This is a genomic window from Stenotrophomonas sp. 05N37, from assembly GCF_056397365.1.
The window spans coordinates 350,280-368,802 of the sequence record NZ_JBFTNG010000002.1; the positions used below are offsets into that span (position 1 = coordinate 350,280).

General features: G+C 67.1%; 17 protein-coding genes. 15 read left to right on the forward strand and 2 right to left on the reverse strand.

The window, feature by feature from the left end; all coding sequences use genetic code 11:
- Window positions 1–88 precede the first annotated feature (88 nt).
- The 6 genes from AC1DGC_RS08195 to cyoD all read left to right on the forward strand — a co-directional run bounded on the left by AC1DGC_RS08195 (window position 89) and on the right by cyoD (window position 7,110).
- Complete coding sequence (locus tag AC1DGC_RS08195) at window positions 89–1,093, forward strand: 2-hydroxyacid dehydrogenase (RefSeq protein ID WP_478047622.1); 1,005 nt, start codon at window positions 89–91, stop codon at window positions 1,091–1,093.
- A 43-nt stretch (window positions 1,094–1,136) separates the two neighbouring features.
- Window positions 1,137–2,765, forward strand: a complete 1,629-nt coding sequence (locus AC1DGC_RS08200) for an L-lactate permease (RefSeq protein ID WP_478047623.1) — start codon at window positions 1,137–1,139, stop codon at window positions 2,763–2,765.
- Between the two features lie 265 nt (window positions 2,766–3,030).
- Window positions 3,031–4,119: a ubiquinol oxidase subunit II gene (gene cyoA / locus AC1DGC_RS08205; protein ID WP_259203915.1), complete on the forward strand. Its 1,089-nt coding sequence runs from the start codon at window positions 3,031–3,033 to the stop codon at window positions 4,117–4,119.
- Between the two features lie 8 nt (window positions 4,120–4,127).
- On the forward strand, window positions 4,128–6,125 hold the full coding sequence (gene cyoB, locus AC1DGC_RS08210; protein ID WP_259204912.1) for a cytochrome o ubiquinol oxidase subunit I: 1,998 nt from the start codon (window positions 4,128–4,130) through the stop codon (window positions 6,123–6,125).
- Entirely contained in the window at window positions 6,122–6,763 is a 642-nt protein-coding gene (cyoC, locus tag AC1DGC_RS08215) for a cytochrome o ubiquinol oxidase subunit III (RefSeq protein ID WP_259203916.1), read from the forward strand. The genes cyoB and cyoC overlap by 4 nt, the downstream gene beginning before the upstream one ends.
- A complete protein-coding gene (gene cyoD / locus AC1DGC_RS08220; RefSeq protein WP_259203917.1) occupies window positions 6,763–7,110 on the forward strand; it encodes a cytochrome o ubiquinol oxidase subunit IV in 348 nt (115 codons plus the stop codon). Before cyoC ends, cyoD begins: the two co-directional genes overlap by 1 nt.
- Window positions 7,111–7,309: 199 nt before the next feature.
- Here the strand turns inward: cyoD and AC1DGC_RS08225 are convergent, their stop codons facing one another.
- The gene (locus tag AC1DGC_RS08225) at window positions 7,310–9,373 is read right to left on the reverse strand and encodes a putative bifunctional diguanylate cyclase/phosphodiesterase (protein ID WP_394161591.1); all 2,064 of its coding nucleotides are present in this window, start codon (window positions 9,371–9,373) and stop codon (window positions 7,310–7,312) included.
- A 149-nt stretch (window positions 9,374–9,522) separates the two neighbouring features.
- Between AC1DGC_RS08225 and radA the strand changes: the two genes are divergently transcribed.
- Window positions 9,523–10,902, forward strand: coding sequence for a DNA repair protein RadA (gene radA, locus AC1DGC_RS08230; protein WP_259203920.1), 1,380 nt, complete (start codon window positions 9,523–9,525; stop codon window positions 10,900–10,902).
- A gap of 448 nt (window positions 10,903–11,350) precedes the next feature.
- Here the strand turns inward: radA and AC1DGC_RS08235 are convergent, their stop codons facing one another.
- The gene (locus AC1DGC_RS08235; protein ID WP_478047624.1) at window positions 11,351–12,148 is read right to left on the reverse strand and encodes a cytochrome C assembly family protein; all 798 of its coding nucleotides are present in this window, start codon (window positions 12,146–12,148) and stop codon (window positions 11,351–11,353) included.
- A gap of 131 nt (window positions 12,149–12,279) precedes the next feature.
- Here AC1DGC_RS08235 and ffh point away from each other — a divergent pair, with 131 nt between their 5' ends.
- The 8 genes from ffh (at window position 12,280) to rplS (ending at window position 18,413) form a co-directional block, all read left to right on the forward strand.
- On the forward strand, window positions 12,280–13,659 hold the full coding sequence (gene ffh, locus AC1DGC_RS08240) for a signal recognition particle protein (RefSeq protein ID WP_259203922.1): 1,380 nt from the start codon (window positions 12,280–12,282) through the stop codon (window positions 13,657–13,659).
- A gap of 112 nt (window positions 13,660–13,771) precedes the next feature.
- On the forward strand, window positions 13,772–14,206 hold the full coding sequence (locus AC1DGC_RS08245; RefSeq protein ID WP_259203923.1) for a hypothetical protein: 435 nt from the start codon (window positions 13,772–13,774) through the stop codon (window positions 14,204–14,206).
- 75 nt (window positions 14,207–14,281) lie between these two features.
- The gene (locus tag AC1DGC_RS08250) at window positions 14,282–15,358 is read left to right on the forward strand and encodes an NAD(P)H-dependent flavin oxidoreductase (RefSeq protein ID WP_478047625.1); all 1,077 of its coding nucleotides are present in this window, start codon (window positions 14,282–14,284) and stop codon (window positions 15,356–15,358) included.
- Window positions 15,355–16,161, forward strand: a complete 807-nt coding sequence (locus AC1DGC_RS08255) for an aminotransferase class IV (RefSeq protein ID WP_449336025.1) — start codon at window positions 15,355–15,357, stop codon at window positions 16,159–16,161. Before AC1DGC_RS08250 ends, AC1DGC_RS08255 begins: the two co-directional genes overlap by 4 nt.
- Before the next feature lie 111 nt (window positions 16,162–16,272).
- Entirely contained in the window at window positions 16,273–16,533 is a 261-nt protein-coding gene (gene rpsP / locus AC1DGC_RS08260) for a 30S ribosomal protein S16 (protein ID WP_017356068.1), read from the forward strand.
- A gap of 43 nt (window positions 16,534–16,576) precedes the next feature.
- Window positions 16,577–17,089 (forward strand): ribosome maturation factor RimM, encoded by a 513-nt coding sequence (gene rimM, locus AC1DGC_RS08265; RefSeq protein ID WP_259203926.1) that lies wholly within the window; start codon window positions 16,577–16,579, stop codon window positions 17,087–17,089.
- Between the two features lie 5 nt (window positions 17,090–17,094).
- Window positions 17,095–17,853, forward strand: coding sequence for a tRNA (guanosine(37)-N1)-methyltransferase TrmD (trmD, locus tag AC1DGC_RS08270; RefSeq protein ID WP_478047626.1), 759 nt, complete (start codon window positions 17,095–17,097; stop codon window positions 17,851–17,853).
- Between the two features lie 155 nt (window positions 17,854–18,008).
- The gene (rplS, locus tag AC1DGC_RS08275) at window positions 18,009–18,413 is read left to right on the forward strand and encodes a 50S ribosomal protein L19 (protein WP_259203928.1); all 405 of its coding nucleotides are present in this window, start codon (window positions 18,009–18,011) and stop codon (window positions 18,411–18,413) included.
- Window positions 18,414–18,523 lie beyond the last annotated feature (110 nt).

Here is an 18,523-nt window from a genome sequence, read left to right on the forward strand (position 1 = left end):
ATGCGCGGGGCTGGCACGCGATCCTGCGGTGCACGGCAGGGCAGGCGCAAGTAGGCCGCCGTCGTCCGCCTTCCCCCGAGGAGTCGCCATGAAAATCGCCGTGTTCAGCGCGCGTCCCTACGACCGCCGATTCCTCGACGAGGCCCACCAGTGCGCCGACCTCGCGGAGCCGGCCGAGTTCCTGTACTTCGACGCATCCCTGGATGTGCATACCGCCGCGCTGGCCCAGGACTGCGCGGCCGTCTGTGTGTTCGTCAACGATCGCCTGGACGCACCGGTACTGCACGCGCTGCATGCACTGGGCGTGCGCGCGATCCTGCTGCGCTGCGCCGGCTTCAACAACGTGGACCTGGCCACGGCCGGGCAGCTGGGGTTCTTTGTCGCCCGGGTGCCGGCCTACTCGCCCGAGGCGGTGGCCGAGCATGCGCTGGCATTGGTGATGACCCTCAACCGGCACACCCATCGCGCCTACAACCGGGTGCGCGAGGGCAACTTCATGCTCGATGGCCTGCTCGGGCGCACCCTGCACGGCAAGACCGTGGGCATCGTCGGCACCGGCAAGATCGGCCTGGCCACGGCGCGCATCTTCAAGGGGATGGGCTGCACCGTGCTGGGCCACGATCCTTACCCGTCGCCGGACTTCCCGCCGATCGGCACGTTCGTGGCACTGGAGGAACTGCTGGCGCGGGCCGACATCGTCTCGTTGCATTGCCCGCTGACGCCGGACACCCACCACCTGATCAACGCGACCTCGCTGGCGCAGATGAAGCCCGGCGCGATGCTGGTCAATACCTCGCGCGGCGGCCTGGTCGATACCCAGGCGGTGATCGGTGCGCTCAAGGCGCGGCAGCTGGGCCACCTGGCCATCGATGTCTACGAGCAGGAAAGCGCGCTGTTCTTCCAGGACTGGTCGGGCGAGATCATCGACGATGATGCCTTCCAGCGCCTGATGACCTTCCCCAACGTGCTGGTCACCGGGCACCAGGGCTTCTTCACCGTCGAGGCGCTGCAGGAGATATCCGCGATCACGCTGGGCAACCTGGACGACTTCGCCCGCGGCCGCGCGTGTCCCAATCGCGTGGTCGCCGCCTGATCCACCGCTGTTGCCGTCCTCCCTCCACCCACCGCGCAGGGGCATGACCATGTGGCATCAGACCTACGATCCGCTCGGCAACGCGAACCTCTCGGCGCTGCTGGCCGCGCTGCCGGTGCTGGTGTTCCTGCTCGCGCTGACGGTGCTGCGGCTCAAGGGGCTCACAGCCGCGCTGCTGGCGGTGCTGGTGTCGGCACTGGTGTCGGCCTGGGTGTTCGGCATGCCCGCGGGCGCCATTGCCGGCGCGGCGCTGCTGGGCATCGCCAACGGCCTCTTCCCGATCAGCTTCATCGTGCTGATGGCGGTGTGGCTGTACAAGCTGGCCATCCGCAGCGGCAAGTTCGAGGTGATCCGCGGCAGCATCGCCACCATCTCCGACGACCAGCGCATCCAGGTGCTGCTGATCGCGTTCTGTTTCGGCGGCTTCCTGGAAGGCGCCGCAGGCTTCGGCGTGCCGATCGCGATCTGCGCCGCGCTGCTGGTGGAGCTGGGTTTCCGCCCGCTCAAGGCGGCCATGCTGTGCCTGGTGGCCAATGGCGCGGCCGGGGCCTATGGGGCGATCGGGATCCCGGTGCTGGTGGGGGCGCAGCAGGGTGGGGTGGCGCTGGGAGGGATGTCGCAGATGCTGGTCCCGCTGGTGCAGGTGTGTGCGCTGCTGCTGCCGGCCGTACTGGTATGGATGCTGGATGGCTGGCGCGGGGTGCGCGAGACCTGGCCGGTGCTGCTGGTGGTCGGCGCGGTGTTCAGCGGGGCGCAGACGCTTACGCTGGTGCTGCTGGGGCCGGAACTGGTGGACATCATCGGCCCCCTGGCCGCGATGGGCAGCCTGGCCGCGTTCATGCAGGTCTGGCGCCCCGTGCGCATCTACCGCGAGGACCAGGCCCCGCCGGTCTCCGGGCAGCGCTGGACGCTGCGGCAGGTGCTGCTGGCGTGGTCGCCGTTCTACATCCTCACCGCCACCATCCTCACCTGGAGCCTGCCGGCGTTCAAGGCGCTGTTCGGCCCCGACGGCGCGCTCGGGGCGACGGTGCTGCACCTGCCCATCGCGTTGCTGGACCAGCGCGTGCAGGAGGTGCCGCCGCTGGTGGCCACCGCGCGCACTCTGCCGGCGGTCTGGAACGTGGGGTGGCTCAATGCGTCCGGCACCGCGATCCTGATCGCCGCGCTGCTCACCGTGGTGCTGTCACCCCGGCTGACCGTGCGGTCGGCCGCGGAAGAACTGGCGCAGTCCGGCAAGCAGATGTGGAAGCCGCTGGCGACGGTGGCACTGGTGATGGCGGTGGCCTACATCACCAACTATTCCGGGGCATCGTCCACGATCGGGCTGGCGCTGGCCCAGGCCGGCGGCCTGTTCCCGGTGCTGGCGCCGGTGATCGGCTGGATGGGCGTGTTCATCACCGGCTCGGTGGTCAACAGCAATACCCTGTTCGCGCACCTGCAAGCGGTCACCGCCGGGCAGATCGGGGTGTCGCCGGCACTGCTGGTGGCGGGCAACACCGCTGGCGGGGTGATGGCCAAGCTGGTTTCGCCGCAATCGATCGCCATCGCCGCCGCGGCGGTGAAGCTGGTTGGCCAGGAATCGGCGATCATGCGCAGCACCCTGGCGATCAGCCTCGGGCTGCTTGCCTACGTCTGCCTGTGCACCCTGCTGCTGTCGTGGATGACGGGCTGAAACTGAGGCATTCATGTCTATACATGAATGCCTCGGACGTGCCGATCCGGGCTGTTGCGCACCGCTGCGACAACGTGTCGCAGCCTATTTGTGGCCTTTCCTGCGCCGGATCATTGTCAATGCTCTTCTTAAATGTTGCGTGACGGCCTAAAATTGAAAGGCTGACATGATCGTCCCCGTGCCTGTCCCCCTGGACCGGCACATCCGGCCATTGGCCGGGCGGGGCGCGCTTGAGCTGGCATTCCCTACGCAATTGGATCGACCGATGATTCCGTTGAACCCCCTTGGACGCTTTTTGCGTCCGGGCCTGCTGTTTGCGTTGTCCGTGTTCCTCACGGGCTGCAACTCGGCCATCCTCAACCCCAAGGGCCAGATCGGCCACGATGAGAAGACGCTGCTGATCACGGCTACCGTGCTGATGCTGCTGGTCGTCGTGCCGGTCATCATCATGACCCTGACCTTCGCGTGGAAGTACCGTGCGACCAACACCAAGGCCCGCTATGAGCCGAAGTGGTCGCACTCCACCGCGATCGAAGTGGTGGTGTGGTCGATCCCGTGCATGATCGTGCTGGTGCTGGCCGTGCTGACCTGGCGTTCCTCGCACGCCCTGGACCCGTACCGTCCGCTGGACTCGGACAAGAAGCCGGTGGTGATCGAAGCCATCTCGCTGGACTGGAAGTGGCTCTTCATCTACCCCGAAGAGAACATCGCCACGGTCAACGAGATCACCTTCCCGGTCGATACCCCGCTGAACTTCAAGATCACGTCCGATTCGGTGATGAATGCGTTCTTCATCCCGCACCTGGGCAGCATGATCTACTCGATGACGGCCATGGAGACCAAACTCCACCTGATCGCCAACGAGACCGGTGAGTTCCCGGGCATGTCCTCGCACTACAGCGGCGCGGGCTTCAGCAAGATGCACTTCACTGCCCATTCGGTCAGCGAGGAGCAGTACCAGCAGTGGCTGGCCAAGGTCCGCGGCACTGCGGCGACCCTGGACAAGACCGCCTTCAATGCGCTGGTGGCCGAGAAGAACCACGACTGGCACCCGGTGACGTATTTCGGCACCAGCGAAGCCGGCCTGTTCGACTGGGTGATCGCCAAGCACATGGGCGACAACCAGCACTACGGCATGAAGCACGACCACCAGGCGATGGGCCATGACGGCGCCGCGGGCGAAAGCCATGCCGGCCACGACATGCCGGCCGCCGATGGTCCCGCCCCGGCCGACGTGCATGCCGACGATACGCACGCGGCCCACGCCGCTGGCGCCGCCGCCGAGCACGCAGACCACACTGCAGACGAGCACGCCGCCGCCGGTCACGCCGGCCACGCAGGCTCGGGAGAATAAGCATGAATCTGTTGGGTAAATTGACATTTGCCGACATCCCGCATGACCCGATCATCATCACCACGCTGGTCGGTGCTGGTATCGGCGGCATGCTGGTGCTGGCCCTGATCACCAAGTTCAAGCTGTGGGGCTATCTCTGGAAAGAGTGGTTCACCTCGGTCGACCACAAGAAGATCGGCGCGATGTACCTCATCGTCGCCTTCGTCATGCTGCTGCGCGGCTTTGCCGACGCGATCATGATGCGTGCCCAGCAGGCCATCGCGGCCGGCGGCAACGAAGGCTTCCTGCCGCCGCACCACTACGACCAGATCTTCACCGCCCACGGCGTGATCATGATCTTCTTCGTGGCGATGCCGCTGATCACCGGCCTGATGAACGTCGTGGTGCCGCTGCAGATCGGCGCACGCGACGTGGCCTTCCCGTTCGTCAACTCGCTCAGCTTCTGGCTGTTCGTGGCGGGCGCGGGCCTGGTGATGATCTCGCTGGGTGTCGGTGAGTTCGCGCAGACCGGTTGGCTGGCCTTCCCGCCGTTGTCGGGCAAGGAGTACAGCTCAGGTGTCGGTGTGGATTACTACATCTGGGGCCTGCAGGTCGCTGGCCTGGGTACCACGCTGAGCGGTATCAACTTCTTCATTACCATCCTGAAGATGCGTACCCCGGGCATGAAGCTGATGCACATGCCGGTGTTCACCTGGACCGCGCTGGTCACCAACGTGCTGATCATCGCCGCCTTCCCGGTGCTGACCGTCACCCTGGTGCTGCTCACCCTGGACCGTTACCTGGGCACGCACTTCTTCACCAATGACGGTGGCGGCAACGCCATGCTGTACATCAACCTGATCTGGATCTGGGGTCACCCGGAAGTCTATATCCTGGTGCTGCCGGCCTTCGGCGTGTTCTCCGAGGTCATCGCCACGTTCTCGCGCAAGGCGCTGTTCGGCTACAAGGGCATGGTCTACGCCACCGCCTGCATCGGCGTGTTGTCGTTCATCGTGTGGCTGCACCACTTCTTCACCATGGGCTCGGGTGCCAACGTCAATGCCTTCTTCGGCATCACGACGATGATCATCTCGATCCCGACCGGCGTGAAGATCTTCAACTGGCTGTTCACCATGTTCCGCGGTCGCGTGCAGTTCACCACCCCGGTGCTGTGGACGATCGGCTTCATGGTCACCTTCACCATCGGCGGCATGACCGGCGTGATGCTGGCGATCCCGGCCATCGACTTCGTGCTGCACAACAGCCTGTTCCTGATCGCCCACTTCCACAACGTCATCATCGGCGGCGTGGTGTTCGGCATGTTTGCCGGCATCACCTACTGGTGGCCGAAGATGTTCGGCTTCCGCCTCAACGAAACCTGGGGCAAGCGCGCGTTCTGGTGCTGGTTCATCGGCTTCTACGTGGCCTTCATGCCGCTGTACATCCTGGGCTTCATGGGCATGACCCGCCGCATGCAGAGCTACCCGAACCTGGAGTACCAGCCGCTGCTGGTGATCGCCATGTGCGGTGCGTTCATCATCGGTGCCGGCATCCTGTGCCAGGTGATCCAGATCGCCGTGTCGATCCGCGACCGCAAGAAGACCGCCGACCTGACCGGCGATCCGTGGGATGCCCGTACGCTGGAGTGGGAAACCTCTTCGCCGCCGTCGTTCTACAACTTCGGCGCGCTGCCCAAGGTCACCGAACTGGACGACTTCTGGGAGCGCAAGCAGCGTGGTGAGGCGTGGGAACGCCCGGCCAGGTACACCGACATCCACATGCCGCGCAACACCGGCACCGGCGTGGTGATCGGCGCCTTCAGCCTGGTGCTGGGCTTTGCGATGATCTGGCACATCTGGTGGCTGGCCATCGTGGGCATCGTCGGCATGATCGGCACCTTCATCTGGCGCACCTTCGACAAGGACACGGATTACTACGTGCCGGCCGCCGAAGTGGAGCGCATCGAAAATGAGCACCGTCGCCACCTGGTGGCGCAGGGCCTGGTGAAATCGGAGCTGAAGGCATGAGCAGCACTATCCCCAACAGCATGAACCATGGGCACGCCGCGCAAGCGGCGGCCCACGGCCATGATGACCACGAGCACCACGACACCGGCGGCAACACCGTCTTCGGTTTCTGGGTGTACCTGATGAGCGACTGCCTCATCTTCGCCAGCCTGTTCGCCACCTACATCGTGTTGTCCGGTGGCACCAACGGCGGGCCTGGCCCGAAGGACCTCTTCGACCTGAGCTTCGTCGCCTGGGAAACCACGCTGCTGCTGGTGTCTTCGCTGACCTTCGGCCTGGGCATGATCGCCCTGCACAAGCACAAGGTCGGCCAGATGTACCTGTGGCTGGGCCTGACCTGGCTGCTGGGCTTCGGCTTCATGGTCATGGAAGTGTGGGAGTTCAACCACCTCATCCATGAGGGCTACGGCCCCGACCACAGTGCATTCCTGTCGGCGTTCTTCGCGCTGGTGGGTACCCACGGCCTGCACGTCAGTGCCGGCCTGCTGTGGCTGCTGGTCATGTTCATCCAGATCAAGCAGAACGGCCTGACCCCGACCAACAAGACCCGCATGGCGTGCCTGAGCCTGTTCTGGCACTTCCTGGACCTGATCTGGATCGGCGTGTTCTCCGTCGTCTACCTGAAGGGAGCGCTGTAATGGCACATGACAATCACGCACACGACCACGGCCACGGTGCCGGCGGCGAAAGCCACGGCAGCGTCAAGTCGTACCTGGTCGGCTTCCTGCTGGCAGCGGTCCTGACCATCATCCCGTTCTGGCTGGTGATGCACGGCAACCTGCCGACCTTCACCACCGGCGTGATCATCGTGATCGCCGCGGTGCTGCAGATCCTGGTGCACCTGGTGTTCTTCCTGCACCTGGACCGCTCCTCGGAGCAGCGCTGGAACGTCAGCGCGGCGGCCTTCACCGTGGTGGTGATCGGCATCATCGTCGCCGGCTCGCTGTGGGTCATGCACAACATGAACGTGCACATGATGCACTGACGTCCCCGCGACGTTGCCGCACGCAGAAAGGCCGCCCCCGGGCGGCCTTTTTGTTTGCGTCGATCAGGGCGGGATCAACGGCTGCAGGTGTGCGCGTCCACCGGTCTGGGCACCCCCGGGCACCTTAAGGAACGAGAGGCAACACCGGCGCGTGCTCGAGCGCAACGAAGCCGTCCACTGAAGGTGGACGATTGAAGCGCTACGCCGCCTGGGCCAACCGCAGGAATTCGTCAGCCCCCACCGGCCGCCCCAGGTGGTACCCCTGCAGCAGGTCGCAGCCCATGTCGCTCAGGTACTGGCGTTGCCCATCGGTTTCCACGCCCTCGGCGACGATCCGCAGTTGCAGCGAACGGCCCAGCGCGATGATCGACGACACGATCGCCGCGTCTTCGGCGTTGTCTTCCAGGTCGTGCACGAACGCGCGGTCGATCTTCAGTTCGGTGGCCGGCATGCGCTTGAGGTAGAGCAGGCTGGAGTAGCCGGTGCCGAAGTCGTCGATGGAGATGTTGACCCCCATCGCGGTCAGTCCGTGCAGGATCTGCAGGCTCGCCTCGACGTCCTTCATCGCGGTGGTCTCGGTCACTTCCAGGGTCAGGTGGCGTGGGTCCAGCCGGTGCCGTTCCAGCGTGCGCTTGACCGTGTCGAGCAGGGTGGCCGAGCCGAACTGCAGTGGCGACAGGTTGACCGCCATCGACCACTCCGCATGGCCGGCGTCGTGCCACAGGCGCAGCTGCGCGCAGGCGTGGTCCAGCACCCAGTCGCCCAGCGGCAGGATCAGCCCGCTGCGTTCGGCGACCGGAATGAACATGTCCGGGCCGAGCAGGCCCAGCTCGGGGTGCTGCCAGCGCACCAGCGCCTCGGCGCCGATCAGCGGCTGGCCGCTGGCCGGGAACTTGGGCTGGTAGTGCAGCACCAGCTCGTTGCGGTGGATCGCCCGGCGCAGCTCCTGCAGCAGCTTGAGCTGGCGGTTGGCGCTGACGTGCATCGATTCGGTGAAGAACGTATAGCCGTTACGGCCGCCGTCCTTGGTGTGGTACATCGCCGCGTCGGCGTGCGCCATCAACTCCCGTTCACTGGTGGCGTCGGCCGGGTACAGCGCGATGCCGAGGCTGGCGGTCACCTGCAGTTCCAGCGCATCGATCAGGAACGGCTCGCCCACGCTGGCGATGATGCGTTCGGCGACCACCGCTGCATCTTCGGGGTCGTCCACCTGGAACACGATGACGAACTCGTCGCCGCCCAGCCGCGCGAACGTATCCTGGCTGCGCAGCAGCGCACTGACGCGTTCGCTCATCTGGATCAGCAGCTTGTCGCCGAGCTGGTGACCGTAGGCATCGTTGATGGCCTTGAAGCCGTCCAGATCGCAGAACATCACCGCGAAACTGAAGTGCCGGCGCCGCGCCTTCTCGATCGCCTGCTCGATCCGGTCCTGCAGCAGCATCCGGTTCGGCAGCTGGGTCAGCGGGTCGTGCAGGGCGGCCTGCAGCAGTTTCTCGTTGGCGTGCGCCAGCGAGTCGGCCAGCATGCCGGTGCGGGTGCGCATCTGGCGGTCGAACACCGAGGCCAGCAGCGCGATGCCCAGCGTGGCCAGCGTGGTCACGATGACCAGCACGGCCAGCCACTTGGCGTCGATGCCCTCGCCATAGGCGGCGCCACAGATGCTGCCGGGCGGGAAGTGGGCCGCGGCCATGCCGGTGTAGTGCATGCCCACGATCGCCAGCCCCATCACCAGCGACGCCAGGCCGCGCAACAGGAATGCGCGGCGCTGCTCCAGGCGCAGCCGGAACGCGATCCACAAGGCCGCACCGGCCGCGCTGATGGCGATCAGCAGCGACAGGGTGAACCAGAACGGGTCGTAATCGATGCCCGGCTGCATGCGCAGGGCGGCCATGCCCAGGTAGTGCATGGCGGCGATGCCCAGGCCCATCAGCACCGCGCCGGCGCCCAGCCGGGCCCACGGCAGCGACGGGCGCGAGACCAGCCACAGCGCGTAGGCCGACGCGCCGACGGACACGGCCAGCGAGAACAGGGTGATGCCCAGGTCGTAGCCGACCGGGATCGGCAGGTGGAAGGCGAGCATGCCGATGAAGTGCATCGACCAGATGCCCAGGCCCATCGCGCCTGCGCCACCGGCCAGCCACCAGCGGGCCACGCGGCCCTGGGTGCTGGCCAGCCGGCCGGCCATGTCCAGTGCCGTATACGAGGCAAGGATGGCGACCAGCAGCGAGAAGACGACAAGACTCTGGCTGTAGGTGCCGGTCATGGGAGAAGCCTGGATAAAAGGGGGACGGGCGATGGCCCGCCCCGGTATCGGCCTGCCGGCGGGAAACTTGAACGCCGTTGGCGGCGCGTCTCGGTTGTTGCGACGCGGCTCGGCTATCCTGCCCGCCAGACGATGAAGTGGACGTGGACATGGCCAAGCGACTGACCGCATACGTGTGCAGCGAATGTGGTGCCGAATACAGCAAGTGGCAGGGGCAGTGCACCGAGTGCGGCGTGTGGAACGTGCTCACCGAGATCACCCTGGAAAGCGCCACCCCGGCCAAGGCTTCGCCGGCAGCACGCCGCTCCGGCTGGGCGGGCAAGGTCGATGCGCCCAAGATCATGGCGCTCAAGGATGTGCAGCAGACCGAGCACCTGCGCGTCAGCACCTGCATCGGCGAGTTCGACCGGGTGCTGGGCGGTGGCCTGGTTGAAGGTGCGGTGATCCTGGTCGGCGGCGATCCGGGTATCGGCAAGTCCACCCTGCTGCTGCAGGCCGTGGCGAAGATGGCCGCGACCCTGCCGGTGCTGTACATCACCGGCGAGGAGTCGCTGTCGCAGGTGGCCGGGCGCGCGGTACGGCTGGACCTGCCGCTGGACAACGTCAATGCGCTGGCCGAAACCCAGGTCGAGGCGATCCTGCAGCACGCCAGCGTCGCCCGCCCCAAGCTGATCGTGGCCGACTCCATCCAGACCCTGTGGACCGAATCGCTCACCGCCGCGCCGGGCTCGGTGAGCCAGGTGCGCGAAAGCGCCGCGCGGCTGGTCCGCTTCGCCAAGGAAACCGGCACCGCCGTATTCCTGGTGGGCCATGTCACCAAGGAAGGCGGCATCGCCGGCCCGCGCGTGCTCGAGCACATGGTCGATGCGGTGCTGTATTTCGAGGGGGAGAGCGGCAGCCGCTTCCGCCTGCTGCGCGCGTTCAAGAACCGCTTTGGCGCGGTCAACGAGCTGGGCGTGTTCGCCATGGGCGAGAAGGGCCTGAAGGAAGTCTCCAACCCCTCGGCGATCTTCCTGTCCGGTGGCAGCACGCAGCAGCCGGGCAGCTGCGTGATGGTCACCCGCGAGGGCACCCGGCCGCTGCTGGTGGAGGTGCAGGCGCTGGTGGATACCTCGCCGCTGTCCAATCCGCGGCGGGTGGCAGTGGGCCTGGAGCAGAACCGCCTGGCGATGCTGCTGGCCGTGCTGCACCGGCACGGGGGCGTGCTTACCGGCGACCAGGACGTGTTCGTCAACGTGGTCGGTGGCATCCGCGTGCAGGAAACCGCGGTGGACTTGCCGGTGTTGCTGGCGGTGCTGTCCTCGCTGCAGGACCGGCCGCTGGCCGAGAAGACCATCGCCTTCGGCGAAGTCGGCTTGTCCGGCGAGATACGTCCGGTGCCCAACGGCGAGGACCGCCTGCGTGAAGCGGCCACCCATGGCTTCAAGCGCGCCATCGTGCCCAAGGCCAACGCGCCCAAGACCGGCAGCGTGAAGGGCATGGAGGTGATCGCGGTGGAGCGGTTGTCCGAGGCGATCGAGGCGGCCTGACCCCATCCGCGCCAACGACGCACCCAGGTAGCGCCGAACCATGCTCGGCTGCTTTCGGCGCCCCACCTTGTGCGCCTGATCCGGCAAGCCGAGCCATGCTCGGCTGCTTTCGGTGACCCACCTTGTACGCCTGATCCGGCAAGCCGAGCATGGCTCGGCTCTACCCGGGTGTCGGCCGGTACGCCCGGCCCGGCCAGCCGGGCATGGCCAGCTCTGGTAGAGCCGAGCCGTGCTCGGCTGCCTTCAGCGACCCACCTTGTACGCCCGATCCGGCAAGCCGAGCATGGCTCGGCTCTACCCAGGTGTCAGCCGGTACGCCCGATCCGGCAAGCCGAGCATGGCTCGGCTCTACCCAGGTGTCAGCCGGTACGCCCGGCCCGGCCAGCCGAGCATGGCTCGGCGCTACCCGGGCGACCGTGTTTTGTGCCGAATACCCGCCAGCGGTCGGTCAGCGCGTGGTATGCCCGAATACCAGTTCGATGACGAACTGGCTGCCGAAGAAGGCCAGCAGCAGCAGCGCCATCGCGGTCAGGGTCCAGTGCACGGCCTTGGCGCCGCGCCAGCCGTAGCGACGACGGCCGATCAGCAACGTGCCGAACACGATCCACGACAGCACGCTGAGCACGGTCTTGTGCACCAGCTTCTGCGCCAGCAGGTCATCGACGAACAGCACGCCGGTGAGCAGGGTCAGGGTGAGCAGGGCGAAGCCGACGGCGATCACCCGGAACAGCAGCGATTCCAGGTCGGCCAGCGGCGGCAACGCACGCAGCCAGGGGCGGAAATCGCGTCGACGCAACGCGCGTTCCTGCAGCCACAACATGATCGCCAGCAGCGCGGCCACGCTGAGGGTGGCGTAGGCCAGCAGGGCCAGCCATGCGTGCGTGGCCAGCTGCCAGCCCAGCGGCCGGCTCGGTTCGTGACCGTAGGCGTGATAGGCCCACAACACCGCCGCGGCCATCGGGAATACCAGCACCCCCAGGGCGGCCATGCGCCCGCGCGCGGCCACCAGCGAGGTCAGCCAGGCCATGCCCAGGCCGACCAGCGACAGCGCGGCGAAGAAGTGCATGTCCGGCCCACCGGTGGTGCGCATCGCCACCAGCACGTGGTAACCACCGTGCAGCAGCATCGCCGGCAGCGCCGGCCACAGCCAGGTCGGCGAGGTCACCGCATCATCGCGGACGACCGCGCGCACCAGCAGCCCGGTGGCGGTCAGGTACAGCAGGGTCGCGATGAGAACGATTGTCATCGTTCCAGTTTCGCATACCCCCCGGCCACTGGCGATGCCTGCGGCCATGGGCCGCAGTCGCGGTCCGGGGCGCTTGGTGGACCGGCTATACTGTGCGTCTCTCTGTCTTTCGTTCTGAACAGGTTGCCTCCATGTTCGAGTCCCTGACCCAGCGCCTCTCCGGCACCATCGAGCGGCTGCGTGGCCGCGGTCGCCTCACCGAGGAAAACATCCGCGAGGCCACCCGCGAAGTGCGCATCGCGCTGCTCGAAGCCGACGTCGCCCTGCCGGTCGTGCAGGCGCTGGTCGAGCGCATCAAGGTGCGCGCGGTCGGCCAGGAAGTGCTGAAGTCGCTGACCCCGGGCCAGGCGCTGATCAAGGTCGTGCGCGACGAGCTGACCACGGTGATGGGCTCGGCCGCGTCCGACCTCAACCTCAACGTGCCGGCCCCGGCGATCATCCTGATGGCCGGCCTGCAGGGTGCGGGCAAGACCACCACGGTGGGCAAGCTGGCCAAGCACCTGAAGGAAAAGCGCAAGAAGAAAGTGATGGTGGTGTCGGCCGACGTCTACCGCCCGGCCGCGATCGAGCAGCTCAAGACCCTGGCCGACCAGGTCGGCGTGCTGTTCTTCCCGTCCAGTGCCGACCAGAAACCGGAAGCGATCGTCCGCGCCGCCATCGACGATGCGCGCAAGTCGTTCGTGGACGTGCTGATCGTCGATACCGCCGGCCGCCTGGCCATCGACGAAGCGATGATGGCCGAGATCAAGGCCCTGCACGCGGCGGTCAACCCGGCTGAAACGCTGTTCGTGGTCGACGCCATGACCGGCCAGGACGCGGCCAATACCGCCAAGGCCTTCGGCGAGGCGCTGCCGCTGACCGGCGTGGTGCTGACCAAGACCGACGGTGACGCCCGTGGCGGTGCCGCACTGAGCGTGCGCTACATCACCGGCAAGCCGATCAAGTTCGTCGGCGTCAGCGAAAAGCCCGACGGCCTGGACGTGTTCCACCCGGACCGTATCGCCAGCCGCATCCTGGACATGGGCGACGTGCTGTCGCTGGTGGAGCAGGTCGAGCAGCAGGTCGACAAGGACAAGGCGCAGAAGCTGGCCGAGAAGGTCGCCAAGGGCAAGAAGTTCGACCTGAACGACATGCGCGACCAGCTCGAGCAGATGCAGAACATGGGCGGCATCGGCGGCCTGATGGACAAGCTGCCGGGCCTGGGCAACATTCCCGAGCACCTCAAGCAGCAGGTCAGCCAGGGCAAGGAAGTGCCGCGCATGATCGCGATCATCAACTCGATGACCAAGAAGGAGCGCCGCAACCCCGGCCTGCTCAACGGCTCGCGTCGTGCGCGTATCGCACGCGGTTCGGGCCTGACCCCGGCCGACGTCAACAAGCTCATGAAGCAGTTCCAGCAGATGGAAAAGATGATGAGCAAGATGGCCGGCGGCGGCATGAAGGGCATGATGCGCAGCATGAAGGGGATGATGGGGGCCATGGGCGGCCGCGGCGGCATGCCGTTCCGCTGAGCCCTGCAATGGGCGGCGCAACGCCCGCTGCAGGGCGTGCTGCGCCGTGCCGTTGACCGTTCCCGCACCGGGCGCATCAGGCGCCCGCCAATTGATCCAACAAGGAATGTCCATGAAGAACTCGATCGTGGTGGTGGCGCTGGTCCTGGCGCTGACCGCTTGCAAGGACGACACCTCGATGTCGCAGAAGGCCGGTAGCGCGATCAGTGGCACGGCCGCCGATTTCGTCGCTGGACTGGGCGAGGGCGTGGACAAGCGCATGAACGTGACGCTGCAGACCGACCCCGGCCTGGCCGCGCGCGGCCTCACCGTGACCCAGGGCAAGAGCCGTGGCATGGGCTCCAAGGACGCCGCGGTGTACGTGGTGGCCGACAAGCCGTTCAAGGGCAAGCTGGTGGCGCGCGCGCTGGATGGCGAGGGCACCGAGATCGGCCGCGCCGTGGTCGAGGAGGAGTTCGCCGCCGATGACGCGCGCTATGTGACCTTCACGTTCAACGAAGAGATGGACAGCCAGCTGGTCCGTACCTACGCGGTGTCGGCGCGCTGAATCCGGCCGGCGTGCATGCCCGGGTGGGGCGGTGCGGCGTATGCTGCAGCGTCAGACCCCACAGGTGCGCCGAACGTGAGTCCTTCGCCCATCCTCGAACGCGCCGACCGTTTCTGTCGGCGTTTTGCCGTGCAGGTTCCCATCCTGCTCGCCCCGATGGCCGGCGCCTGCCCGGTGCCGTTGTCGGCCACGCTGGCCACGGCTGGCAGCATGGGCGCGATGGGCGCGGTGCTGTCCCAGCCGCAGGACATCGTGGCGTGGATGGACGATTTCCGCGCCCAATCCAGCGGGCCGGCCCAGGTCAACGTATGGGTCCCCGATCCGCTGCCGCGACGCGATGCGGACGCCGAAGCGGCCAGCCGCCGCTTCCTGGCGCAGTGGGGGCCCGAGGTGCCGGCCAGTGCCGGTGATGCCGGCCCGGCCGATTTCGATGCGCAGTTCGATGCACTGGTCCGCGCGCGCCCGGCGGTGGCCTCGACCATCATGGGCGTGTTTTCCGCCGCCCAGGTGCAGCGCCTGAAGGACGTGGGCATCGCCTGGATCGCCTGTGCAACCACCCTGTCCGAGGCGAAGGCCGCGCAGGCGGCGGGCGCCGACGCGGTGGTCGCGCAAGGCTTCGAGGCGGGCGGGCATCGCGGCGCCTTCGATCCGGACGCGGCCGAGCGCCAGCTGGTGGGGCTGTTCGCGTTGCTGCCAAGGCTGGTCGATCATCTGGACATTCCGGTCATCGCCGCCGGCGGCATCGCCGATGGGCGTGGCATCGCCGCGGCACTGACCCTGGGCGCCAGCGCGGTGCAGGTAGGCACCGCATTCCTGCGCACCCCCGAGTGCGGCGTGCGTCCGGCCTGGTCGCAGGCCCTGGCCGACGCCGAGCCGGAAGACACCTGGCCAACGCGGGCCTTCAGCGGGCGCCTCGGTCGCGGCCTGGCCACCGCCTACGTGCGCGCCGCCGCCGCGCCGGAGGCACCGCCACCGCAGCCCTACCCGGTGCAGCGCGGGCTGACCGCGCCGATGCGGGCACAGGCGAACCGCGACAACACCATCGAGACGATGCAGGCGTGGGCCGGGCAGTCGGCATGGATGGCGTCGGCGCGCCCGGCTGCCGACGTGCTCGGGCAGATGTGGGCCGATGCCAGGGCGCTGCTGGGATGATGCTGTACTGCAACGGCGCGACCGCCAGCGCCGACGACCTGGCCGGCGCGTTGACCAACTATGGCCACTTCACCTCGTTGCAGGTGCGGGGCGCGGCGGTACAGGGCCTGGACCTGCACCTGCAGCGCCTGCGGCAGGGCACCGACGAACTGTTCGGCTGCGCCCTGGACCTTGCCCGGGTGCAGGCATGGATGCGCGACGCGCTACGGTCCGCGCAGCTGCGCGATGCCTCGCTGCGGGTCACCGTGTTCTCGCGGCAGTTCGATTTCCGTCGGCCGCTGCAGCCGGTCGCGGTGGACGTGCTGGTGGCGGTGGCCGCGCCGGTCCACATGCCGGCCGACCCGCGGCGCCTGCGCGCGGCGGTGTACCAGCGCGAACTGCCGCACCTGAAGCATGTCGGTACCTTCCCGCTGTTCGAGCAGCGCCGGCGTGCCCTGCTGGACGGGTTCGACGACGCGCTGTTCGTCACCCCGGACGGAGCGGTCGGCGAGGGCAGCACCTGGAACATCGCCTTCCAGCACGGCCAGCAGATCGTCTGGCCGCAGGCACCGGCCCTGCGCGGCACCCAGGAACGGCTGCTGCAGGCGGGTTTCGCGCCGGACGTGCAGCAGGTGCGCCCGGTGGCCCTGGCCGAGCTGGCGGGGTTCGACGGTGCCATCGCCTGCAATTCGGCCGGGGTCTGGCCGATCTCGGCGATCGATGCGGTGGCGTTCGCGCGCTCGGAGGCGTTCTGCCAGCGCGCACGAGGGGTGCTGGAGACGGTGCCGTGGCAGCCCATCGGTGCCCACGGCGCTGCGGCGTAAACCCTGTTCAGGTTCGGCCGTCTTCACGGACTTGGAATGACCGCAGGCCGCCGCTATAATCGCCGGCTTACCGCGCCATCCTGGCGACTGGGCAATTGAGGAAACAACACCATGGTCAAGATTCGACTGACCCGCGGCGGCGCCAAGAAGCGTCCGTTCTACCACATCATCGTGACCGACTCGCGCAGCGCCCGTGATGGCCGCAACATCGAGCGCGTCGGTTACTACAACCCGGTTGCCCAGGGTGCCGAGTCCCGCATCGTGCTGGACCTGCCGCTGGTCGACAAGTGGGTCGCCAACGGCGCCCAGATGACCGACAAGGTCCGCAACCTGTACAAGGAAGCGACCAAGGCCCAGGCCTCCGCGGCCTGATCCTGACGGGCCGCGCCTGCCGCGGCCCATTCGGTCTATTCAGATGAAAGATACCGAGCGCCGGATCCTGCTGGGCAGGATTGTCGGCGCTTTTGGTGTGCGAGGCGAGATCAAGCTCGAGTCCTGGACCGAGCCGCGTACCGCCATTTTCAACTACCAGCCCTGGATCCTGCGGACCCCCGCCGGCCAGGAGAGCACGCTCACCGGTGCGCGTGGACGTCAGTCCGGCAAGCACCTGGTCGCCGTGTTTCCCGGCATCACCGACCGCGACGTGGTCGAGGCGATGTACGGGACCGAAGTCTATGTCGCACGCAGCGCGCTGCCGCCACCGAAGGCCGACGAGTATTACTGGGTCGACCTGGAAGGTCTGCAGGTGCGGACCGTCGAGGGCGTCGAACTGGGGCGGGCATCGCACCTGTTCTCGACCGGCTCCAACGACGTCCTGGTGGTGCAGGGCGACCGTGAGCGGATGATCCCGTTCGTGCAGCCCGAATTCGTCGTCTCGGTGGATTTCGAGGCCAACCTGATCGTGGTCGACTGGGATCCGGAGTTCTAGGCCGGATGCGTATCGACGTCGTCACGTTGTTCCCGGAGTTCATGGCGCAGTCGGCCGCGCTGGGCGTGGTCGGCCGTGCCGCCGAACGCGGCCTGCTGGCGCTGCACGGCTGGAATCCGCGTGACTATGCCGCGGGCAACTACCGCCGGGTGGACGACCGTCCGTTTGGCGGCGGCCCGGGCATGGTCATGCTGATCGAGCCGCTGCGGGCCTGCCTGGCGGCGGTCAAAGCCGCCGATCCCGCGCCCGCTCCGGTCATTTACCTCAGCCCGCAGGGCGCGCCGCTGACCCAGGCCAAGGTGCGCGAACTGGCCGCGTTGCCGCGGATGATCCTGCTCTGCGGGCGCTACGAGGGCATCGACGAGCGTTTCCTGGACGCCGAAGTCAGCGAGGAAATCTCGATCGGCGATTACGTCCTGTCCGGCGGTGAGCTGGGCGCGGCGGTGATCGTCGATGCGGTAACGCGCCTGCAGGACGGGGCCCTCGGCGATGCCGAATCGGCCGCCCAGGACAGTTTCGAAGGCCCGCAGGGGCTGTTGGACTGCCCGCACTACAGCCATCCGGCCGAGCATGAATGGGGCACTGTCCCGGACGTGCTGCGCTCGGGCAACCATGCCGCCATCGCCCGTTGGCGCCGGCAGCAGTCGCTGCTGCGCACCGCGCTGCGGCGACCGGACCTGCTCGATGAAGGCCGATTGTCCAAGGCCGACCGCCTCCTGCTGGAGCAGGCGCGGCAGGCCATGGCCAAGGATCCAACCCCCTAGCGCGAGGGCGGGATCTTGTTTACAATTCGGGATTGCCATCGGCCCTTTGGGGCCGGTTGGTAGGAATCCCTACAAAAAACGTGCAGCACAGTCCGGTGACTGCATGAGCCCACGTTGTCGAACGACACGACCACCCGAACACTATCGGTGCACCCATGAGCAAGCTGAACAAATCCATCCTCTCGGACTTCGAATCCGCCCAGATCACCCGCGAGCTGCCGAAGTTCAGCCAGGGTGACACCGTCGTCGTCAACGTGAAGGTGAAGGAAGGCAACCGTGAGCGCGTCCAGGCTTACGAAGGCGTCGTCATCGGCACCAAGAATGCCGGCCTGAACTCCGCTTTCACCGTGCGCAAGATCTCGCACGGCTACGGCGTCGAGCGCGTCTTCCAGACCCACAGCGCCATCATCGACTCGGTCGAAGTGAAGCGTCGTGGTAAGGTCCGCGCCGGCAAGCTGTACTACCTGCGTGGCCTGGAAGGCAAGGCTGCCCGCATCAAGGAAGATCTGGCTGCCGCTGCGCAGGCCAAGGCTGCCCGCCTGGCTGCCAAGGCCCAGTAATTCCCGCCGACGACCTCGGTTGTCGCGGTACCAGAACGGCCACCTTCGGGTGGCCGTTCTGCGTTGGACGCCCTGAACATCCCCCCACGTGCGGGAGCCCTGCGCTTCCT